19 protein-coding genes are annotated in these 19,775 nt (G+C 71.3%); 11 read left to right on the top strand and 8 right to left on the bottom strand.

Features of this window, described 5'->3' with window-relative positions:
• Positions 1-143: 143 nt before the first annotated feature.
• Both htpX and pspAB read left to right on the top strand, forming a co-directional pair.
• A complete protein-coding gene (gene htpX, locus AQJ54_RS10325) occupies positions 144-1,061 on the top strand; it encodes a zinc metalloprotease HtpX (RefSeq protein WP_062025298.1) in 918 nt (305 codons plus the stop codon).
• 2 nt (positions 1,062-1,063) lie between these two features.
• Complete coding sequence (pspAB, locus tag AQJ54_RS10320; RefSeq protein WP_062024902.1) at positions 1,064-1,648, top strand: PspA-associated protein PspAB; 585 nt, start codon at positions 1,064-1,066, stop codon at positions 1,646-1,648.
• Between the two features lie 41 nt (positions 1,649-1,689).
• Here pspAB and AQJ54_RS10315 read toward each other — a convergent pair whose 3' ends face one another.
• A complete protein-coding gene (locus AQJ54_RS10315) occupies positions 1,690-1,974 on the bottom strand; it encodes a hypothetical protein (RefSeq protein ID WP_062236204.1) in 285 nt (94 codons plus the stop codon).
• 106 nt (positions 1,975-2,080) lie between these two features.
• On the opposite strand from AQJ54_RS10315, the gene AQJ54_RS10310 reads away from it, so the two are divergent.
• Together AQJ54_RS10310 and AQJ54_RS10305 are read left to right on the top strand one after the other, a co-directional pair.
• Positions 2,081-3,736, top strand: coding sequence for an alpha/beta fold hydrolase (locus AQJ54_RS10310; RefSeq protein WP_062236202.1), 1,656 nt, complete (start codon positions 2,081-2,083; stop codon positions 3,734-3,736).
• Positions 3,737-3,969: 233 nt separating this feature from the next.
• A complete protein-coding gene (locus AQJ54_RS10305) occupies positions 3,970-5,424 on the top strand; it encodes an FAD-dependent monooxygenase (RefSeq protein WP_062236201.1) in 1,455 nt (484 codons plus the stop codon).
• A 50-nt stretch (positions 5,425-5,474) separates the two neighbouring features.
• On the opposite strand, the gene AQJ54_RS10300 is transcribed toward AQJ54_RS10305, so the two are convergent.
• On the bottom strand, positions 5,475-6,818 hold the full coding sequence (locus tag AQJ54_RS10300; RefSeq protein WP_062236199.1) for a DUF2252 domain-containing protein: 1,344 nt from the start codon (positions 6,816-6,818) through the stop codon (positions 5,475-5,477).
• A 169-nt stretch (positions 6,819-6,987) separates the two neighbouring features.
• On the opposite strand from AQJ54_RS10300, the gene AQJ54_RS10295 reads away from it, so the two are divergent.
• Entirely contained in the window at positions 6,988-8,181 is a 1,194-nt protein-coding gene (locus AQJ54_RS10295) for a winged helix DNA-binding domain-containing protein (RefSeq protein ID WP_062237099.1), read from the top strand.
• Between the two features lie 460 nt (positions 8,182-8,641).
• Here AQJ54_RS10295 and AQJ54_RS10290 read toward each other — a convergent pair whose 3' ends face one another.
• Positions 8,642-8,956, bottom strand: a complete 315-nt coding sequence (locus AQJ54_RS10290) for a hypothetical protein (RefSeq protein WP_062024911.1) — start codon at positions 8,954-8,956, stop codon at positions 8,642-8,644.
• A 164-nt stretch (positions 8,957-9,120) separates the two neighbouring features.
• Here AQJ54_RS10290 and AQJ54_RS10285 point away from each other — a divergent pair, with 164 nt between their 5' ends.
• The gene (locus AQJ54_RS10285; protein WP_062024912.1) at positions 9,121-9,483 is read left to right on the top strand and encodes an arsenate reductase family protein; all 363 of its coding nucleotides are present in this window, start codon (positions 9,121-9,123) and stop codon (positions 9,481-9,483) included.
• A gap of 107 nt (positions 9,484-9,590) precedes the next feature.
• Positions 9,591-10,256, top strand: coding sequence for an RlpA-like double-psi beta-barrel domain-containing protein (locus AQJ54_RS10280; RefSeq protein ID WP_062024914.1), 666 nt, complete (start codon positions 9,591-9,593; stop codon positions 10,254-10,256).
• 2 nt (positions 10,257-10,258) lie between these two features.
• Here AQJ54_RS10280 and AQJ54_RS10275 read toward each other — a convergent pair whose 3' ends face one another.
• Complete coding sequence (locus AQJ54_RS10275; RefSeq protein WP_062024916.1) at positions 10,259-11,113, bottom strand: alpha/beta fold hydrolase; 855 nt, start codon at positions 11,111-11,113, stop codon at positions 10,259-10,261.
• Between the two features lie 66 nt (positions 11,114-11,179).
• Between AQJ54_RS10275 and AQJ54_RS10270 the strand changes: the two genes are divergently transcribed.
• Positions 11,180-11,632: a MarR family winged helix-turn-helix transcriptional regulator gene (locus AQJ54_RS10270; RefSeq protein WP_062024918.1), complete on the top strand. Its 453-nt coding sequence runs from the start codon at positions 11,180-11,182 to the stop codon at positions 11,630-11,632.
• Between the two features lie 202 nt (positions 11,633-11,834).
• On the opposite strand, the gene AQJ54_RS10265 is transcribed toward AQJ54_RS10270, so the two are convergent.
• The 4 genes from AQJ54_RS10265 to glnII form a co-directional block, all read right to left on the bottom strand.
• Positions 11,835-12,836, bottom strand: coding sequence for an SDR family oxidoreductase (locus tag AQJ54_RS10265; protein ID WP_062024920.1), 1,002 nt, complete (start codon positions 12,834-12,836; stop codon positions 11,835-11,837).
• Positions 12,837-12,896: 60 nt separating this feature from the next.
• The gene (locus tag AQJ54_RS10260; RefSeq protein ID WP_062024922.1) at positions 12,897-13,472 is read right to left on the bottom strand and encodes a winged helix-turn-helix domain-containing protein; all 576 of its coding nucleotides are present in this window, start codon (positions 13,470-13,472) and stop codon (positions 12,897-12,899) included.
• 293 nt (positions 13,473-13,765) lie between these two features.
• Positions 13,766-14,689 carry a DUF6891 domain-containing protein gene (locus tag AQJ54_RS10255; protein WP_062024924.1) on the bottom strand — a complete coding sequence of 308 codons (924 nt, stop codon included), beginning with the start codon at positions 14,687-14,689 and terminating at the stop codon, positions 13,766-13,768.
• An 84-nt stretch (positions 14,690-14,773) separates the two neighbouring features.
• A complete protein-coding gene (gene glnII, locus AQJ54_RS10250) occupies positions 14,774-15,802 on the bottom strand; it encodes a glutamine synthetase (RefSeq protein ID WP_062024926.1) in 1,029 nt (342 codons plus the stop codon).
• Between the two features lie 270 nt (positions 15,803-16,072).
• On the opposite strand from glnII, the gene AQJ54_RS10245 reads away from it, so the two are divergent.
• The 3 genes from AQJ54_RS10245 (at position 16,073) to AQJ54_RS10235 (ending at position 19,752) form a co-directional block, all read left to right on the top strand.
• On the top strand, positions 16,073-17,344 hold the full coding sequence (locus tag AQJ54_RS10245; protein ID WP_062236197.1) for a sensor histidine kinase: 1,272 nt from the start codon (positions 16,073-16,075) through the stop codon (positions 17,342-17,344).
• Positions 17,329-17,982, top strand: a complete 654-nt coding sequence (locus tag AQJ54_RS10240; RefSeq protein WP_062024929.1) for a LuxR C-terminal-related transcriptional regulator — start codon at positions 17,329-17,331, stop codon at positions 17,980-17,982. The genes AQJ54_RS10245 and AQJ54_RS10240 overlap by 16 nt, the downstream gene beginning before the upstream one ends.
• 183 nt (positions 17,983-18,165) lie before the next feature.
• The gene (locus AQJ54_RS10235; protein ID WP_062236195.1) at positions 18,166-19,752 is read left to right on the top strand and encodes a DUF1996 domain-containing protein; all 1,587 of its coding nucleotides are present in this window, start codon (positions 18,166-18,168) and stop codon (positions 19,750-19,752) included.
• Positions 19,753-19,775: the final 23 nt, after the last annotated feature.

Genomic DNA, 19,775 nt, shown 5'->3' with positions numbered 1-19,775 from the left:
AGTACGTGCTGATCAGGCGCAAGTGGGAGGTGGGGCTCAGAGGCTGAGCCTTTGCTGGTCCTAGGGCTGATCGGAACCGCTTCATGGCCGGGCCGGGTGCACACTGGAGCGTGGGACGAGTGCCTGACTGCGGGGTGATGCAGATGCGGAGCCGTTTCCGGAGCGACCGGCGCCTGACCGTGCGGATGACGGTCACGCTGTTCCTGCTCGGGCTGCTGTACGTGGCCTTTTTCGCCGCGTTGATCGTGTTGCTGAAGTCCTGGCTGATGGTCGTGGCGTTGATCGCCGTGATGTTCGTGGCGCAGTTCTGGTTCTCCGACAAGATCGCCATGTTCGCGATGCGCGGGCGGGTCGTGGGGCCGGTGGAGTATCCCGAACTGCACGCCGTGGTCGACCGGTTGTGCGCCATCGCGGACATGCCCAAGCCCGTCGTCGCGGTGTCCACGATGGACATGCCCAACGCGTTCGCCACCGGCCGGAACCCGGACAACGCCGTGGTGTGCGTGACCACCGGGCTGCTCGACCGGCTGGAGCCCGCCGAGCTGGAGGGCGTCCTCGCGCACGAGCTGTCGCACGTGGCGCACAAGGACGTCGCCGTGATCACCATCGCCTCGTTCCTGGGCGTGATCGCCGGGCTGATCGTCCGGTTCGCCTTCTACAGCCAGCTGTTCAGCGGGCGCAAGGACCAGAACACCGCCATGCTGTTCGCCGGGGTGATGGGTGTCTCGGCGGCCGTGTACGCGCTCAGTTTCCTGCTGATCAGGGCACTGTCCCGGTACCGCGAACTGGCGGCGGACCGGGCGGCGGCCCACCTGACCGGCCGGCCCTCGGCACTCGCCTCCGCGCTGACCAAGGTCTCCGGGGAGCTGGCCCGTATCCCCACCAAGGACCTGCGCACGGCCCAGGCCTTCAACGCCTTCTACTTCACCCCGGCCACCGGCAAGGAGCCCGGCATCGAGCGGTACTTCTCGACCCACCCGTCCCTGGAACAGCGGTTGGAGCAACTGGGGCGGATCTCCGCGGAGTTGGGCGAGCCGCTGGAGCCCGGGAAGGCGGGCTGAGGATGGGGCTGCTGGACATCCTGCTCGGGCGCACCAAGCCCGTCGCGCCCGATCTCGACCAGCTGTTCGCGCTGCCGTCGGCGGCCGTGACGCTGGAGGCGGCCGCCTCCTTCACCCCGACCGGGCGCGGAGCGGTGTGCTTCGCGACGGTCGAGGGGGCCGCCTTCGAACAGACGCACCGGGAGGTCCAGGCCCTGCTGGACGCGGACGCCGAGCGGGACGGACCGCCGGTGGAACTGCGCAGGGACGACTTCGGTTACTCCTGGCTGGTCTCCGAACGTGTCCCGGAGCAGCTGCCGCAGCTGGTCAACGACCTGCACGCGGTGAACAGTTCGATGGAGGTCAACGGCTTCGGGCCCCAACTGCTGTGCTCACTTGCCGGGTTCCAGGACACCGCGGGCCGGTCACTGGCGCTGGTCTACCTCTACAAGCGCGGCACCTTCTACCCCTTCGCCCCGCTGCCCGGCGCGGAACAGCGCCGCGACAACGCGCTGGAGCTGCGGGTGAAGGCGACGCTCTCGAACGATCTACGGATCGAGCAGGACCTGAACCGGTGGTTCCCCCTGTGGGGCGCTCCCGGCCTCTGAGCTTCAGCCTTTGGCTTCAGCCTGCTGGACGGCCCTCAGCCCTAGCCCTTTCTCTCGCGCGCCTGGCGACGGGACTCCAGCGGGCGCTCGCGGCGGTACCTGCGGTCCCACTTCGCCTGCTTGTCGCGGCGGTCGCGGTACGCGCGGTAGCCGCCGGGCGAGGCGTCCGAGGCGCCGCCGGCCGCGCCGCCCGACGAGGATGCCGAGGCACCGCGGCCGTACTGCAGGTAGACGAAGAGCAGGGCTACGGCGACGAGCCACCAGGTGTGGTTCCCGAAGCCCAGAATCACCAGGACGACGGTCCCGGAAAGGACGATGGTGCCCATGACGGGCCTCCGTGTGCGTGGGTGTGGTGTAGAAGAGTAGCCCCGGAGGGGCGGGCTGATGCCTGCCCTGCGCGAGCTCTTTCCCCGCACTCTGGAGTTGGTGTCCATGCCCGTGCCCTTCACCCACGAGCACGACGGTGAGCGCCTCGCCGGTGTCCACGGCGGTGGCGATCCGGCGGGCCACGGTGGTGGGAGCGGTCCGGCCGCGGCGCCGACCGCCGTACTCCTGCACGGAGCCGGACGCAGCAGCAGGGAACAACTCCTGCCGTTGCTCGACGAGTTCACGGCTCACGGCTGCCGGGCGCTCGCCTTCGACTTCTCGGGGCATGGTGAAAGCTCCGGCGAACTGGCCGAGGCGAGTCTGCGTCGGCGTTTCGAGCAGGCGGTCTCCGTGATCGACGCGCAGGTGCCGGCGGACGGCCCGCTGGTGCTGGTCGGCTTCAGCATGGGCGGGCAGACGGTGGCCGACCTCGTCCGGCACTACGGCGTACGGGTCGCGGCGATCGGGTTGTGCGCGCCCGCCGTGTACGCCGGTGAGGCGTGGGGGCTGCCGTTCGGGCGCGGGGACGGGGAGTTCAGCGCGGTCATCCGGCGGCCGGACAGCTGGCGGCAGGCACCGGCACTCCAGGCGCTGCGGGGGTTCGAGGGGCGGGCGGTGCTCGCGGTGCCGGGCACGGACACGGTGATCCCACCGGAGGTGACCGAGGCCGTGCAGGAGGCGCTGGCCTTTCGGTCCCAGTTCACGCGTCTCGAACTGCCCGACGCCGAGCACAGGTTGGGTGCGTGGCTGCGCGATCACGCCGACGACCGGCGGGAGTTGGTGACCGCGCTGCTGACCGGCGTGGGCGACGGGGGCTGGACGGCGACCCGCGGCTGGGTGACCAAGCAGCTTCCCGAGGGCCGGTCGGTCGTCGACACCGGTTTCCTGTCCGGGGGTTGGAGTTCCCAGATGCGCCGGCTCACCCTCGACGACGGTTCCGAGCTTGTCCTGCGGTCGTTCGTGAAGCCCTTCTTCCGGCATCACGCACCCGGTCTGCTGGCCCGGGAGGCGTCGGTCCTGGCGCTGCTCGCCGGCCAGGACGGGGTGCCGGCCCCCGACCCGGTCGCCGTGGACGCCACGGCCGAACACTGCGACCACCCCTCGCTGTTGATGTCCCGGCTGCCGGGCCGGGTGCGGGTCGACGAGGAGGATCTGGAGCGGCGGCTCGACCTGCTGGCGGACCAACTCGCCCGGATCCACCGGGTCGTTCCCGACGTACGGCCGCGCGCCTACCAGGCGTGGACGTCGCCGGAGCGGGTGCGGGGCGTGCGCGGGGCGCCGTGGGAACGGGCCGTTGACGTCATCCGCCGCGACCCGCCGCCGTACGAAGGCTGCTTCCTGCACCGGGACTTCCACCCGGGGAACGTGCTGTTCACCGGCGCGGGCGAGGGGCTCCGGGTCAGCGGGGTGGTCGACTGGGTGGAGACCTCGTGGGGACCCGCCGACCTCGATGTCGCGCACTGCTCGACGGCCCTCGCCCTGCTGCACGGACCGGCACACGGGCTGGGCTTCCGGGAGCGGTACGAGGCGCGGGGCGGCCGACGCCTGGCCGACGGGCCCGCGCACCTGTACTGGCGGCTCCTGGACGCCTTGGCCTACTGCCCCGACGCGGCGAAGCTCGCCGGACCGTGGCGCGAGCTGGGCCGGACCGATCTGACACCGGAGGTGCTGGGCGGGCGGCTGGAGGCGTATGTGCGGGGGCTGGTGGAGCGGTACGGCTGAGGCGTATGTGCGGGGGCTGGTGGAGCGGTACGGCTGAGGCGGCGGGCGGAAATGGGTGGACCGGGTGGTGTCCGGGCTTGTAGCTTGCCGGGGACCGTGACCCCGCCGGAGGAGGTGAGACCCGTGAACGCTGTAGCGATGTGGGTGCTCCCCCTTTCCGTCATGGCCGGCGACTGACACAAGGTGTCGCCGGGAGCGCCTCGACCACTGGGCACTCCCGAAAGGCAACACCTATGGACTCTCCGCAGTTCACCTCCGAGCCGTCGTTCGATGTGATCATCGCCGGGTGCGGGCCGACCGGCGCGCTGCTGGCCGCCGAACTCCGGCTGCACGCGGTGCGGGTACTCGTCCTGGAGAAGGAGACCGAGCCGGCGCCGTACGTCCGGATCGTCGGTCTGCACATGCGCAGTCTCGAGATCATGGCGATGCGCGGGCTGCTGGACCGCCTGCTCGCCCACGGCAGGCGGCGGCCGGCCCGCGGCTTCTTCGCCGCCATCGACAAGCCGGTGCCCCCGGGCCTGGATTCCGCGCACGCCTATCTGCTGGGCATCCCGCAGCCGGTCCTCGTCCGCCTCCTCGAAGAGCACGCGGCCGGGCTGGGGGCGCAGGTCAGGCACGGTTGCGCGGTGGCCGGTCTCGAACAGGACGACGACGGGGTGACCGTCGAACTGGCCGACGGCGAACGGCTGCGTGCGCGCTGTCTGGTCGGCTGTGACGGGGCGCGCAGCACGGTGCGCAAACTGCTCGGGGTCGGCTTTCCCGGCGAGCCCTCGCGGACCGACACGCTGATGGGCGAGATGGCGGTGGGGATGCCTCCGGAGGAGATCGCCGCCCGGGTGGCCGGGCTCCGCGAGACCCTGCACCGGTTCTGGCTGCGTCCCGTCGGGCCCGAGACGTACAGCGTCGTGGTCCCCGCCGCGGGGGTCGGTGATCGTGCGGAGCCGCCCGGCATCGAGGAGTTCAGGCAGCAGCTGCGCGCCGTCGCCGGGACCGATTTCGGGGTGCACTCCCCGCGCTGGCTGTCCCGCTTCGGGGACGCCACCCGGCTCGCCGAGCGTTACCGGGTCGGGCGGGTGCTGCTGGCCGGAGACGCGGCGCACATCCATCCCCCGACCGGTGGGCAGGGTCTGAACCTGGGGCTCCAGGACGCGTTCAACCTCGGCTGGAAGCTGGCCGCGCAGCTGCGGGGCCGGGCACCGGTGACGCTGCTGGACACCTACGAGGCGGAACGCCGTCCGGTCGCCGCGGACGTGCTCGACAACACCCGCGCCCAGATGGAACTGCTCTCCCCCGAACCCGGCCCGCGGGCCGTGCGCGGGCTGCTCGCCGAACTGATGGACCTCGACGAGGTGAACCGGCATCTCATCGAGAAGATCACCGCGACCGGCATCCGGTACGACTTCGGTGAGGGCCCCGACCTGCTCGGCCGCCGCCTGCCCGACCTCGACGTCCGGCAAGGCCGCCTCTACGACCTGCTGCGCCACGGCCGCGGCCTCCTGCTGGACCGCACCGGCCGGCTGACCGTCGGCGACTGGTCCGACCGCGTCGACCACCTCCGGGACCTTTCGGCGGCCCTGCCCGCTCCTGGACTCCTGCTGCGCCCCGACGGCCATGTGGCTTGGATCGGAGACGATCAGCGGAGCCTGGACGCCCAGCTGTCGCGGTGGTTCGGGGAACCTGGGCAGTGAGGGGCCGTGGCCGGGAGGGACCGTGGCCATGACCCGCGTGGCCGGCTCGGTCACTCGCCCGGGGCTGCTCTGAGGACGCCCGCTGCGATGGCCGCTGTCAGGGTCGCGTGGTCCTTGGTCGTCTGGGTGGCGTAGGCGAGGGCGAAGTCGGCCACCGCCTGGTCGAAGGTGTCGGCGCCGCCCAGGTACGCGGCGATGGCGACGCGGTCGCCGGAGCGGGCGTGGGCACGGGCCAGGGTGGTGCCGCAGAGGCCGGCGTAGGCCGTGAGGTCGGACGGGGACATGCCCAGGACGTCCGCCGAGCCCTTCATGTCGCGCAGTTGGCGCCAGTAGAAGGCCCGGCCCTGGGGCCCGCTCATCCAGCCCAGGAAGATGTCGCTCGCGGCCTGGAGCAGACGCTGGCCCACGACCACCCGGTGCCCCGGATGGACGTACGGCCCGTGCGGCAGGTGTTCCTCCAGCACCGACGGGCGGGCCTCCTTGATCTGGAGGAACAGCGGGTCGTCGGCGTCCCGGCCGGTCAGCAGGACGATGAAGCAGCGGGTGCCGACGCTGCCGACGCCGACGACCTTGCGGGCCGCGTCCACGAAGCGGTAGCGGTCGAGCAGCAGCCGGCGTTCCTCGGAGAGCGTGGAGCGGTAGTCGCTGAAGATCTTGCGCAGGCTGGCCATGTCGGGGGCGCCGGCGGGTTCGAGGAGCGGCGGGTCGGTGATGATGCGCCGGCGGCCGTCGGCGATCTCGGTGAGCTTCCCCAGGGCCTGGAGGCTGGTGCGGCGGCGGGCCCGGGTGAGGCTGGACTGGACGCGCCTGCGGTGTCGGGCGGAGCGGACGAGGGGCAGCAGGCTGTCGGCGTCGACGCTCTCGTACCAGACCTCCAGCTCCCCCATCCGGGCCAGGCGCCGCATGGCCGTTCGGTACGCGGTGGTCGCCGCCCGGGCCGACCGGTGGGCCTTGTCGTCGCTGTGCCCGTTCTCGCGGGCGGCCACGGCGACGCTCGCGGCGAGGCGTTTGACGTCCCATTCGAAGGGGCCCGGGAACGTCTCGTCGAAGTCGTTGAGGTCGAAGAGGAGGGAGCGTTCCGGGGAGGCGTAGAGGCCGAAGTTGAGCAGGTGGGCGTCGCCGCAGAGCTGCACGGTGAGGCCGGTGTGCGGCTGGGAGGCCAGGTCGGCGGCCATGACGGCGGCGGAGCCGCGCAGGAAGGCGAACGGGGAGGCCGACATCCTGCCGTACCGGATCGGGAGCAGTTCCGGGAGGCGGTCGCGGCCCTGTCGCTCCAGTACGGCGACGGGGTCCTGGCGGTCGAGGGACGGGAGCCAGGTGGCGTGGGCGGAACGGGGGACGCGTTTGCGGGCGGCCCGGCCGCGGGTCTGTGGAGTGGTCCCGGGGGTGTTCATCGGCCCTGCCTCTGGGTCACGCCCGCCTCCTGGTCGCCGGTGTGGCTGCCACCTCCTGATGGCAGTGAAGGGCGGGGGTGGGGCGGGCGCATGTGGAGTACGGCGATCGGGTGACGTGTGCATCGGGGGCGCGTTGTCAGTGACGTCGGTCAAGATGGGCCGTATGGGCATGGGTGATGCGGTGCGGTACATCGGGGTGGGCGAGCGGCGGGCCCGGCTGGGGTTGCGGCAGCAGTTGGCCGTGGAGGCGCGGGTGGGGACGCCCGAGGAGGTGGGTGAGGCGCTGGTCGCGTTGCACGGGTCCGATCCGGCGACCGTTTACCTCGCGGTGGGTGCTCGGCTCGTGGACGCCTCGGTGACCGTCCCGGAGACCGAGCGGGCGTTGTACGAGGACCGGACGCTGGTGCGGATGCACGGGATGCGGCACACGGTGTTCGCGTTCCCGACCGAACTGGCCGCGGTCGTGCACGCCTCGACGGGCCTCACGGTCGCCGCGCGCGAACGGGCCGCGCTCATCAAGGACATGGCGAAGGCGGGGGCCCCGGACGCGGCCTGGCTGAAGGAGGTCGAGGAGTCGGCGCTGGCCGCCCTAGCCCGGCGCGGGCAGGCCACGGCGTCCGAACTCACCCAGGACGAGCCGCGGTTGAAGGAGCAGTTCGTGTACGCGGCCGGCAAGAGCTACGAGGGCGTCCACACCGTGTCGTCGCGGCTGCTGCGGGTGCTCGGCGTGGAGGGCAAGGTGGTGCGCGGGCGGCCGCTGGGCTCCTGGATGTCCTCGCAGTTCCGCTGGGCGGTGGCGCCGCCGCATCCCGAACTCGACGTGGCCGAGGCGCAGGCGGAGTTGCTGCGACGCTGGCTCACCGTGTGCGGTCCCGCGACCGAGGCGGACCTGAAGTGGTGGACGAGCTGGAAGGTCTCCGACGTCCGCCGTGCGCTCACGGCGATCCGCGCGGTCGCGGTGACGGTCGACGAGGGGCCGGCGTACGTCGTCGAGGGCGACGACGGTCCGGTCGCGGAGCCTGCGGAGCCCTGGGCCGCGCTGCTTCCCGGGCTCGATCCGACGGCGATGGGCTGGCAGCAGCGGGACTGGTACCTGGCCCCCGCGCTGCGGCCCGCCCTGTTCGACCGGAGCGGCAATGTGGGGCCGACGGTGTGGTGGAACGGGCGGGTGGTGGGTGGTTGGGGGCAGCGGGCCGACGGGGAGATCGTGTGGCGGCTGCTGGACACGGAGGGCGTGGGCCGCGAGGCGGAGGCGGCGATCGCGCTGGAGGCCGCCCGGCTGCGGGGGTGGGTGGGGGCGACCTGGGTGAGGCCCCGCTTCCGCACTCCCCTGGAGAAGGAACTGGCGGAGGCGACGGGCTGACGGGGCGACTTGTGCGACCGGTTGACGGGGCTGACCGAGGCGACCGGCTGACCGGACGGCCGGGACAACGGACCGAAGCGACCGGCTGACCAGGGCAACCGGCTGACCCAGGCGACCGGTTGACCAAGTCGAGCGGGCAGACCGGCTGGCCGAGGCGACCGGTTGACCGGACGGCCGGGGAAACGGACCGAAGCGACCGGCTGACCGGGGCAACCGGCTGACCCAGGCGACCGGCTGACCAAGTCGACCGGCCGACCCCGGCCACCGGCACAAGCGGCTCACCCAGACGACCGGTTGACCAAGTCGACCGGGCAGACCGGCTGGCCCAGAAGGCCCGCTGACCCCGGCCGCCGCGGCAACTGGCCGACCGAGAAGGCCGGCTCACCGAGGCGCCGGGTGTCTTCGGGTGGACGCGGCGCCGGGCTCACCCCGCATGGGGGAGAACACCCGGCGCCCCGGGTCACCGTGAGTAGCGCATCAGCGCGCGCACCATGTGGCACGTGGTGTCCGACGGTGGGTGGACGCCGATCGTCTCCGCGGTGTCGCGGATCGTCTCGTTGCGGGCCTGGTTCGGCATGTAGACGCCGGAGTCGAGCAGGGCGATCGCGAGCCGCATCGCCTTGAGGCGGCGGTTGTGGGTGACGTACCACTCGCGGGGGCGACCCGGCGGCAACGGGCGCTTCTCCACGGGGGCGTAGGGAAGGTCGAGCAGCACCGGGTGCTTCGCGGTGGACTGGGTGGGCAACGGCTTCGGCTTCAGTGCGGCAGCGGGCACAGGCATCCTCCTGTCGCGGTAAGGGCGGGAGCCGGGGTCCCGGCGGCGCCCTCGAACACTGGTTTTATTCTACCGCCCGGCACTGACAAAAGCCCCTGGCCACAAGGGCTTTCGGGGGTGCTGTGACGCAGGTGGAGAACGGGTTTGCGGGTACCGTGAGCGGCATGGAGATCTGGATCAATCCGGCCTGTTCGAAGTGCCGCAGCGCGGTCGGCCTGCTCGACGCGGAGGGTGCCGAGTACACCGTCCGCCGCTACCTGGAGGACGTCCCGAGCGAGGACGAGATCCGCGAGGTGCTCGACCGGCTCGGGCTCGAGCCCTGGGACATCACCCGCACCCAGGAGGCCGCCGCCAAGGAGCTGGGGCTCAAGGAGTGGGCGCGGGACGACAGTTCGCGGGACCGGTGGATCACCGCGCTCGCCGAGCACCCCAAGCTCATCCAGCGGCCCATCATCACGGCGGACGACGGTTCGGCGGTGGTCGCCCGCACCGAGGACGCCGTACGGGACGCCCTGGCCAGGAAATAGCGGAGTGTGACGCAGGTTACGTCAGCCGATTCCCGTGACCACTGAGTAACCTCGTTCGGTATCTCGTACATAGCGGCGTACGCTCCCCTAGCTCTCAGGAGGCGCGCATGTCGCGCAGGAGAACACTCGGCACGAAGAAGAAGCTCGCGCTGCTGGTGAGCGCGGCGGTGGCGGCGGGTGGTGGGGCCTTCGTGATGGCCTCCACCTCGAACGCCGCGAGCCCGCAGACGGCCGCGGAATCGACCGTCTGCAAGGGCCTCGCCACCGCGCTCGGCAACAACCAGCGGTTCATCGAGGGGCAACGCGCCAACCCCGACGCCCAGTCGGCGGCCCGGATCGCCAACCGGGAAGCGGTGATCGCGCAGATCAAGGTGCAGCAGGAAGCGTCCGGCTGTGTGGCCGGGGAGTCGGCTCAGGACTCCCAGGCCGCCGCGGGACAGCCCTCCCAGGCCGCATCCGCATCGGCGCCCGCCGCGCCCCAGGCCCCACCCGCCGCTCCGCCCGCCGCGGGGAACGCGGCCTCCGGACAGCAGGTGTGCAAGGGCTCGACCGTCACCCTGTCCGGCGAGGGCGGCGCGCCCGCCGCGTCCAGCAACCAGTTCCCGGCCGGCACGAAGCTGAAGGTCACCAACCTGGACAACAACAAGTCCACGACGGTGCAGGTCACTTCGGTCTCCGGCAGCTGCGCGCTGCTCAACAACGCGGCCTTCGAACAGGTACGGGAGCCCGGCAAGTTCCTCATCCGCCGGGCCGTGATCGAGAAGGTGGGGTGAGGTTATTCGCCTAGGAACTCGGTGAGGCGGCACGCCAGTTCGGGAGGCGCGGACTGCGGCAGCGCGTGGTGGGAGACGCCGGGGACCAAGACGGCTTCCACCCGCGGCAGCAGTCCGGCCGCCCGGTCTGTCACGCCAACGGCGTCATGGGTCCTGCTGCTCGCGGCCACGAGCAGCAGGACCGACGTTTTCAGGGCACGGAGTGCGTCCGGTGCGGGGCGCGGGCCGGTCACCGGCCTGGTCGCGGGGAAACCGGCGGCCGCCTCCTGGAGCCGGAGCCAGTCGGGATCCGGTGCGGCTCCCCCGCTCTCCCACTCCAGGAAGGCGCGGACCCGGGACGGGGTCGGGCGCAGCAGCATCGGCAGGGCATGCAGGAGATACGCCGCCTTGAACCCGGCGAAGCACTGGGTCGGGTCCAGGAGGAACAGGCGGCGCATCCGGTCGGGGGTCCGCAGGGCGTAGTGCAGGGCGATCCAGCCGCCGTGGGAATGTCCACCGAAGTCGGCCTCGGTGACGCCGAGTTCGTCGAGGAGGGCGTCCAGCCAGGCGGCCAGGTCGGCGACCGTACGGGGGTGACGGTCGGCGGCCGGTGTGCTGCGACCCGGGGCACCGATCAGATCCACGGCGAGGACACGACGGGTGCGGGCGAGGTGTGCGGCCTGGGCGTACCAGGAGGCCGAGGTCGCTCCCCCGCCGCCCGGCAGCAGAACGAGCGGGGGCGCGTCGGCCGGGCCGCACGCGTTGACGTAGGTCATGCCGAAGGGGGTGGGCACCCGGAGCACCTCGCGGTCGGCGGGCCAGTGCGCCATCACCTTGTCGTAGGCCGCCTCGAACGCGTCGGCGTCGAATCCGCGCATCGGTCCCTCCCGTATTATCTCGCTGAGCAAGACACTCGACGAGCGAGATAATAACGGAGGCCGCCCATGGCGTCCCAGGGGCCCGAGCTGGAGATCGTCCATCTGCTGCGTGCGGTGACCGTCGAACTCGGCCTGCACAGCAGCCGGTTCGCCCGCCGCAACGCCCTGCACCCGACGGATGTCCGCGCCCTGATCGCCCTCATGGACGCCTCCCGGGCGGACGAGGAGATGTCGGCGGGACGGCTGGGCGCACTGCTCGGGCTCAACTCGGCGGGCACGACCTCGCTGATCGACCGGTTGGAGCGGGGCGGTCATGTGCGGCGGGTGCGGGGGCGTGCGGACCGGCGCAAGGTGGTCGTCGAGGTGGACGAGAAGGCGGTGGAGCTGGGCCAGGCCTTCTTCGGACCGCTCATCGACAGGACGGTGGAACTGCTCCAGGGGTACGACGAGCGGGAGCGGGCGGCGATCCGGGGGTTCCTGGAGGGGGTGCGGGACGCGGCGGTGGCCGAGGAGGGCTGAGCTCACCGGCCGCGCGGGATTAGGGGCACGGCACAACAGGGCCCCAAACGCGGGACCGGCGAAACCAAGGGCATCGCAGGGCGCCAAGCGCGGGAGCAGCGAAACCAGGTGCACCACAGAGCCCCGAGCACGGGAGCAGCGAAACCAGGTGCACCACAGGGCCCCGAGCGCTGCACCACCAAGCCAGCGCCCCCGCCCCCGCCTACGGACGCCCCGCCAGCACCTTCGCCTCCGTCTCCGGGTCCAGGCCCACCACCGGCCGGTCCGGGCGCTGTGGTGCCACCCCGCCGATGCCGCACAGCCAGTCCCAGGTGTCGGAGACCGTCTCGCCGATCGGGCGGCAGCGCAGGCCCGCCCCGGCGGCCCGGGAGGTGTCCGCGCCGTGGAGGGTGGTGTGCAGGTCGGAGCCCGGTGGGACCCATACGGGCAGGTCGGTCCAGGGGGCGATGCCCGCTTCGAGGACGACGTCCGGGTCCGTCCAGCGCAGTTCGGCGTCGGAGCCCGTCGCCGTCGCACAGGCCTCCAGGAACGCGCCCGTCGTCGTGTGGGCCGGAGGGCTGATCGCGTTGTACGGGCCGGACCTCCCCTCGGCGGCGGCGCGGAGCGTCCACTGCGCCAGGTCGCGCACGTCGACGTACTGGAGAGGCAGGTCCCGTGGTCCGGGGGCGAGGACCGGGCCGCCGCGGGCGATGCGGCCCAGCCACCACGGCAGGCGACCGATGTTCTCGTAAGGGCCGAGGATCAGGCCGGCCCGTACGAGAAGGGAGCGGTCGGCGCCGAAGCTCTCCAGGACGGCGAGTTCGCCGCCCCGCTTGTCGCGGGCGTAGTCGGTCGTGTCCGCGTCTGCCGAGGCACCCTCGACCACGGGAGCGTCCTCGGTGTATCCGGCCGGCTGGGGCCAGGTGTACACCGAGCAGCTCGACACGTACGCGTACCGGTCGGCACGGCCCCGCAGCAGCCGTGCCGTGTCCCGGACCGCGCGGGGCGCCGCCGACCAGGTGTCGACGACCAGGTCCCAGGGGCCGCCCCGGGCAAGGGCGGTGAGGCCGTCGGGCGCGGTGCGGTCACCCTGCAGCGACCGCACCCCGGGACCGGGCGCGTGCCGACCGCGGTGGAAGACGGTCACGTCCCAGCCCTGGGCCAGGGCCGCCTCGGCGACGGCCCGGCCGACGAACTCGGTGCCACCCAGCAGGAGAAGTCTCATACCGGTGACTGTGCCCCGCGAACCCTCGGGACGGAACGGGAATCTGCCCTCGGCAGAGGGTCAGCCGGCGGTCGGCGGGGTGTACTTGTAGCCGACCCGACGGACCGTCTGGATCGCGCCGCGGAAGTCCGCGCCCAGCTTGCGGCGCAGTCGGGCGATGTGGACGTCGACGGTACGGCCGTCGCCGACGTGGCCGTAGCCCCAGACCGTGGTGACCAGCTGGTCGCGGGTGTGCACCCGGTTCGGGTGCTGGACGAGGTGGGCGAGGAGCTCGAACTCCAGGTACGTCAGGTCGAGTTCCACACCGTTGACCGCGGCGGTGCGCTGCACGGCGTCGATGCGCACGAGCGGTGCGGCCGTCTCGTCGGCGACGGGCTCGGGCCGGTCCGGGACCGCGACCGGCAGGAAGGGCGGCTGCTGGTCGGCCGGGACGAGCACCAGGTAGCCGATCATCGGCGGCTGTCCGGGCAGCGTGGGCAGGGTGTGCTGGGGGGCCGGGAGCCAGGTGGCGCCCGGCGGCAGGAAGTCCGCGACGTCGATGACCTCGTCCCGGTCGACGGCTCGCAGCCGGTGCCGGGCGGTGCCGTTCTGGGCGGAGGTCAGGGTGGCGGTGGAGAGAGAACGAGTGGTCGCCATGAGAGGTCAGCTCTTTCGCGCGAGGAGGTCAACAGGAGACGTACGTCGACTGCGCGCTGGCCGAAGGCCGGGGTGTACGGCGTTAGAGGGCCGGCGCGTTCATCGCGCGGCAACACACCCGGTCGAAGTCATGGTGCTGACGGGAGGGCCAGAAGGGCTCGAGGTCATGGCGACCCGTCGCGGTGTACTTCTGGAAGCTGGCCATGAACTCATTGAAGCAGACCCCGGCCCGTTGCAGGAGCCTCCTCTCACTGCTCGGACGCTTCCTTGGCGTGAAATTGATGTGGCTCTCCTCACCCCACCAGGCGTTTGCGCCAGTCCAGGGGTCGGATCTCGATCGCCTTGTCCGGATCGCCGTCCCAGACTGCGGACAGTCCGGCCGCGTCCAGCGCCGCCACCACGTCGTGACCGACCGCCCTGGTGGTCTCGGCCGAGCCGTCGAAACCGCCGTAGAGCAGCATCAGTCCCCGGCCTTCGGCGGCGCTCTCGGTGCACTGGGTGTGGAAGTAGACGAACCCGCGGTCGCCCTCGGCGCGCTCGGCGCCGATCTCCGCGGTGCCGCAGGTGCGGCAGCAGGTGAAGTTCTCGCGGGCGGTGACACCGCGGGTGGTGAGGGCGTCGAAGGCGCGGGTGAGCCGATCGGGGTCGGTCGTGGTCGGCCAGGTCTCCATCTCGCCGAGCCGCTCCAGCCAGAGCCGGTCCACCAGGTGTCCGGCCTGCGCCCGGGACACGGGCCGCTCGTCGCCGTCGACCAGCCACTCCTCGGCGTCCTCGGTGAGCTGGGCCCGGCTGTCGTAACCGCAGCGCAGCAGCAGCCGTACGCGCTCCTCGACCTGCTCGCGGATGTCCGGCGGCAGGTCGGGGATCTCCTCGGCCGGGCCGAGGTCCACCGGTTCCCAGACGAGGCCCGCGTCCCAGCCGTCCTGCTGCCGGGCCCAGGCGGTGAGCAGGGCGGCCACCCGGTCCGGGTCGGTGAGGCGGGTGCCGAACAGGCCGTCCTCGCCCGCGCGGTGCTCGAGCTGGTAGTCCCCGCCCTTCTCGTGCCACACCTGCGCGAACACGTTCGGCACGTCCGGGATGCGCTGCGCCGCCAGCCAGCGGTCCCCGCTCGTGCCCAGTCGGCGCACCAGCCGGCGCAGCCGCCGCTCGCTCACTCCGGTGAGCCGGTCCCCGTACTCCGTCTCGACCTTGACGGCCAAGCCCCCGTCGATCTCCATGCCCCCACCATGGCACGCCCCACTGACAACGCGCCGAGGGGCGCCCACCGGTCGGTGGACGCCCCTCGGGAAGCGCGGTGCGGATCAGACCTGGCCGGCCTTCTCCAGCGCGGAGCAGCACGTGTCGACGAGCAGGCGGGTGACGACGTACGGGTCGACGTTGGCGTTCGGGCGGCGGTCCTCGATGTAGCCCTTGCCGTCCTTCTCGACCTGCCACGGGATACGGACCGAGGCGCCGCGGTTGGAGACGCCGTAGGAGTACTCGTTCCACGGGGCGGTCTCGTGCAGGCCGGTCAGGCGGTCGTCGATGCCGGCGCCGTAGTTCTTGACGTGGTCCAGGGGCTTGGAGCCCTCGCCCAGCGACTCGGCGGCGGTGATGATCGCGTCGTAGCCCTCGCGCATCGCCTTGGTGGAGAAGTTGGTGTGCGCGCCCGCGCCGTTCCAGTCGCCCTTGACCGGCTTCGGGTCCAGGGTCGCGGAGATGCCGAAGTCCTCGGCGGTGCGGTAGAGCAGCCAGCGGGCCACCCACAGGTGGTCGGAGACCTCCAGCGGGGAGACCGGGCCGACCTGGAACTCCCACTGGCCGGGCATGACCTCGGCGTTGATGCCGGAGATCGCGAGGCCCGCCTTGAGGCAGTTGTCGAGGTGCGCCTCGACGACGTCACGGCCGAAGATCTCGTCCGCGCCGACACCGCAGTAGTAGCCGCCCTGCGGGGCCGGGAAGCCGCCCTTGGGGAAGCCGAGGGGGTAGCCGTCCTTGAAGAACGTGTACTCCTGCTCGATGCCGAAGATCGGCTCCTGCGCGGCGAACTTCTCGGCGACCTCGGTGAGCGCGGCACGGGTGTTGGACTCGTGCGGCGTGAAGTCGATGTTGAGGACCTCGCACAGCACGAGGATGTCGTCGCCGCCGCGGATCGGGTCGGGGCAGGAGAAGACCGGCTTGAGCACACGGTCCGAGGAGTGCCCCTCGGCCTGGTTCGTGGAGGACCCGTCGAAGCCCCAGATCGGCAGCTCGGCGCCCTTGGCGTCGTCACCGAGGATCTTCGTCTTGGAGCGGAGCTTGGCCGTCGGCTCGGTGCCGTCGATCCAGATGTACTCAGCCTTGAAGCTCACGGGCCACATCCTTCGGGGGTGTGTCTGGGCGCACTTGCGGGTGCTGCGGCGCTGCGGCACTGAAACGCCGCCTCTTGATGTGCGCGAGCCTGTCAACAGGCGATTTCCCGTCCATTGCTCGAATGTGAACCCCGTGTTACCTGGTGGTGCTGTGGCGCGTCTCACGGTGTAAAAGCCGTGCGACCCGTCTGCGGGGTGTACCTGGCACCACCCCCGGGCAGGGCGGCCAGACCCAGTGACCCCCGTCCCCGCCTCGACCAGACTGACGTCATGACCATGCAGACGGTGAACGGCAGCTGGGGCACGAGGGCGCGGGCCATGGGCCTCGCGGCCGTACGGGGGCTCGCGCTGACGCTGGTGACACTGCCGGGGGCGCTGCTCCTGTCCGTGCTGACCCTGATCTCCATTTCCCTCGTGCCGATCGGGATCGGGGCGTACACCACCCCGTGGGCGGTGAAGGGCGTGCGGGCCTTCGCCGACTGGCGGCGGGTGCTCGCGGCCGAGTGGGGCGGGGTGCCGATCCCGTCGGCGTACCGGCCGCTGCCGGAGGGCGCCAACACCTGGGCGCGGACCTACGCCCTGCTGCGGGACCCGGCGACCTGGCGGGATCTGCGCTGGCTCCAGGTCGACATGACGGCCGGGTACGTGACGGCGCTGCTGCCCGCGGTGCTGGTCCTCTATCCGCTGGAGGGACTCGCGGTCGCGGCCGGGCTGTGGCAGCCGCTGTCAAAGGTGGACGGCTACTGGTACGGCTTCGTCCACGTCACCGACCAGGCGTCCGGGCTCGCCGCGGGTGCCCTGGCCCTCCCCCTGCTCGCCCTCGCCTACCTCTACGCCCCCCGCCTGCTCCAGGCGCACTTCACCCTCACCCGGACCTTCCTGGCCCCGAGCCGGACCGAACTGGCCGAGCGGGTGCGGGTGTTGACCGACACCCGGCGGGACGCGGTGGACACCTCGGCGGCCGAACTGCGGCGCATCGAGCGGGACCTGCACGACGGGGCGCAGGCCCGGCTGGTCGCCATGGGCATGGATCTCGGCACCATCGAGGCGCTCCTCGACAAGGACCCGGCCCAGGCGAAGAAGCTGCTCGCCCAGGCCCGCCAGTCCTCGGTGGACGCGCTCGCCGAGCTGCGCGACCTGGTGCGCGGGATCCACCCGCCGGTGCTGGCCGAGCGCGGACTGGGCGACGCGGTACGGGCGTTGGCGCTGAGGCTGCCGGTGCCGACCGAGGTGGCCGTCGACCTCGGGGGCCGGGCGGACGCGCCGGTGGAGTCGGCCGCCTACTTCGCGGTCAGCGAGGTCCTCACCAACGCGGTCAAGCACGCGGGCGCCGACCGGATCTGGATCGACCTGCATCACGCCCAGGAGATGCTGCGGATCGTCGTCACCGACAACGGCCGCGGCGGTGCGGTGATCGCGGCCGGTTCGGGACTCTCCGGGATCGAGCGGCGGCTCGGTACATTCGACGGCGTCCTGGCCGTCAGCTCGCCCGCGGGCGGTCCCACCATGGTCACCATGGAGATTCCTTGCGCGTTGTCCTAGCCGAAGACCTCTTCCTGCTGCGGGACGGACTGGTGCGGCTCCTTCAAGCACATGACTTCGAGATCGCCGCGGCCGTCGAGTCCGGGCCCGAGCTGGCCCGGGCGCTGGCCGAACTGGAGCCGGACGTCGCGGTGGTCGACGTACGTCTGCCGCCGACGCACACCGACGAGGGGCTCCAGTGCGCGCTCGACGCCCGGCGGGCCAGACCCGGGCTGCCGGTGCTGGTGCTCTCGCAGCACGTGGAGCAGTTGTACGCGCGCGAGCTGCTGGCCGACGGCAGCGGCGGGGTGGGGTACCTGCTCAAGGACCGGGTGTTCGACGCCGAGCAGTTCGTGGACGCGGTACGGCGGGTGGCGGCGGGCGGTACCGCGATGGACCCGCAGGTGATCCAGCAGTTGCTGACCCGGCGGGCGGCGCACGACGAGCCGTTGGCCCGGCTCACGCCCCGGGAGCGGGAGGTGCTGGACCTCATGGCGCAGGGGCGGACCAACGCGGCGATCGCCGGCAGGCTCGTGGTGACGGAACGGGCGATCGCCAAGCACACCGCCAACATCTTCACCAAACTGGGCCTTGAGGTGTCGGACGATGACAATCGCCGCGTGCTCGCGGTGCTCGCGTTCCTCGACCGGGGCCGGTGAGCAGCTCCTTATTTTCTGTAACTCCTGCTGCTCACCGGGCTGTTGATGTACCAAGACCAGGTAAACCTCTGATTTGTTTGTGAGGCGGGTGAACACCCCTGGGACGGCGTGCGTATGGGATGGCGCCGCTTCACTCCTGTCGGGCGCCTCGATAGCCCCGAAAAAGGAAGTCAGAGGAGTTCCATGGGACGCAATACACGTAAACGCCGCTCGTCGATGGCCACCAAGGCCATAGCCGCGTCGGCGGCCCTAGCGCTCGGTGGGGGCGGGCTGATCTGGGCGAACTTCTACGCATCCGCGCACGAGTCGAACAACAACGGCTGGCAGCAGAACCAGACCAAGGCCGCCGCCGCGCAGGTGGCGACCATCTCGTGCCCGGACGTCGGTCAGAAGCTGACGAACGTGCCGCAGCAGGCACGCAACGGCGTCGCCGCGGAGCTGGCGAACCTCGACAAGCAGATCACCGAGGCCTACGCCAGGCTCGCTTCGACGCGCCAGGCCCAGGCCCAGGACGCGAGCTTCGTCCAGAACGCCATCGTCGGCCCCCTGAAGGAGAAGCGGGCGGCGACGATCGACCGGATCCGCATCGACATCCAGCGGGTCGGGGGACAGTTCGACAACTCGCTCAGCCAGCTGTCGGCCTGCACCACGCAGAACGCGGCCCCGCAGACCAACGCCGGTGGTGGCCAGCAGCAGAACGGCGGCCAGCAGAACAACGGCGGCCAGCAGCAGAATGGCGGTCAGCAGCAGAACGGTGGCCAGCAGAACAACGGTGGCCAGCAGAACGGCGGTCAGCAGAACGGCGGCCAGCAGCAGGGCAACGGCGGACAGGGCGGCAACGGCCCGGTGGCGTCGGACTTCGTGGACATCACCAAGGTCCAGGGCAACGCCCAGCTCGGCGTCGGCCAGAACGGTCTGCCGGCCAACGGCAACTCGGGCTCGCGGGGTGTGTTCATCACCAAGTGCGGCACCAACGGGAACAAGAACCACAACACGGACAACGTGATCGTGGCCCCCGGTGTCGCCAACGGCGCCCACCACCTGCACGACTACGTCGGCAACCAGTCCAACGACGCCTTCGCGAGCGACCAGGAGCTGGCGGCCGCGCAGAGCACCTGCCAGAACCAGGGCGACAAGTCCTCGTACTTCTGGCCGGTGCTGCGTCTGCAGAACGGCACGCAGGACTTCGACCAGAACAAGGACGGTGGCGGCAAGGAAGGCAACGTCGGCAAGATCCTTCAGGCCTCCCAGGCGCAGATCAAGTTCGTCGGCAACAAGCGGGGCAACGTCGTCGCCATGCCGACCGCGCTGCGCATCATCACCGGTGACGCCAAGGCCTTCGTCAACGGCAACGCCAACGCCAACGTGAACTGGTCCTGCACCGGCTTCGAGAACAAGGTCCAGCTGCACGACAAGTACCCGATCTGCCCGCAGGGCAGCCAGGTGGTGCGCACGACCAACTTCCAGAGCTGCTGGGACGGCAAGAACATCGACAGCGCCAACCACCGTACGCACGTGGCGTTCGTCCAGGGCGACGGCTCCTGCGCCAACGGCTTCAAGGCGATCCCGCAGCTCCAGGTCCGGCTCGTCTACAACGTCCCGGCCCCGAAGCTCCAGAACGGCAAGGTGATCAACCCCTACGCGGTGGACACCTTCCCGGAGAACCTGCACAAGCCGATCACCGACCACAACGACTTCATCAACTTCTTCTCCACGAACCTGATGAACAAGATGGTCAACTGCATCAACACCGGCAAGCGGTGCCAGTGACAGCGTGACTGAATGAGAAAGCC

The sequence above is a fragment of the Streptomyces griseorubiginosus genome, assembly GCF_001514195.1.
GTDB classification, from domain to species: Bacteria; Actinomycetota; Actinomycetes; order Streptomycetales; family Streptomycetaceae; genus Streptomyces; species Streptomyces griseorubiginosus.
Note: the sequence above shows the minus strand (reverse complement) of the source record. Positions and strands in the feature narration are given on the sequence as shown.

Excerpts from the sequence above, each read along its gene's own strand:
- AQJ54_RS10305 (WP_062236201.1), top strand. The coding sequence starts at position 3,970 with ATGGACTCTCCGCAGTTCACCTCCGAGCCGTCGTTCGATGTGATCATC.
- AQJ54_RS10295 (WP_062237099.1), top strand. The coding sequence starts at position 6,988 with ATGGGTGATGCGGTGCGGTACATCGGGGTGGGCGAGCGGCGGGCCCGG.
- AQJ54_RS10235 (WP_062236195.1), top strand. The coding sequence starts at position 18,166 with ATGGGACGCAATACACGTAAACGCCGCTCGTCGATGGCCACCAAGGCC.
- AQJ54_RS10300 (WP_062236199.1), bottom strand. The coding sequence starts at position 6,818 with ATGAACACCCCCGGGACCACTCCACAGACCCGCGGCCGGGCCGCCCGC.
- AQJ54_RS10310 (WP_062236202.1), top strand. The coding sequence starts at position 2,081 with ATGCCCGTGCCCTTCACCCACGAGCACGACGGTGAGCGCCTCGCCGGT.
- AQJ54_RS10270 (WP_062024918.1), top strand. The coding sequence starts at position 11,180 with ATGGCGTCCCAGGGGCCCGAGCTGGAGATCGTCCATCTGCTGCGTGCG.
- AQJ54_RS10285 (WP_062024912.1), top strand. The coding sequence starts at position 9,121 with ATGGAGATCTGGATCAATCCGGCCTGTTCGAAGTGCCGCAGCGCGGTC.
- AQJ54_RS10265 (WP_062024920.1), bottom strand. The coding sequence starts at position 12,836 with ATGAGACTTCTCCTGCTGGGTGGCACCGAGTTCGTCGGCCGGGCCGTC.
- AQJ54_RS10245 (WP_062236197.1), top strand. The coding sequence starts at position 16,073 with ATGACCATGCAGACGGTGAACGGCAGCTGGGGCACGAGGGCGCGGGCC.
- AQJ54_RS10255 (WP_062024924.1), bottom strand. The coding sequence starts at position 14,689 with ATGGAGATCGACGGGGGCTTGGCCGTCAAGGTCGAGACGGAGTACGGG.
- AQJ54_RS10280 (WP_062024914.1), top strand. The coding sequence starts at position 9,591 with ATGTCGCGCAGGAGAACACTCGGCACGAAGAAGAAGCTCGCGCTGCTG.
- AQJ54_RS10260 (WP_062024922.1), bottom strand. The coding sequence starts at position 13,472 with ATGGCGACCACTCGTTCTCTCTCCACCGCCACCCTGACCTCCGCCCAG.
- htpX (WP_062025298.1), top strand. The coding sequence starts at position 144 with ATGCGGAGCCGTTTCCGGAGCGACCGGCGCCTGACCGTGCGGATGACG.
- AQJ54_RS10315 (WP_062236204.1), bottom strand. The coding sequence starts at position 1,974 with ATGGGCACCATCGTCCTTTCCGGGACCGTCGTCCTGGTGATTCTGGGC.
- pspAB (WP_062024902.1), top strand. The coding sequence starts at position 1,064 with ATGGGGCTGCTGGACATCCTGCTCGGGCGCACCAAGCCCGTCGCGCCC.
- AQJ54_RS10275 (WP_062024916.1), bottom strand. The coding sequence starts at position 11,113 with ATGCGCGGATTCGACGCCGACGCGTTCGAGGCGGCCTACGACAAGGTG.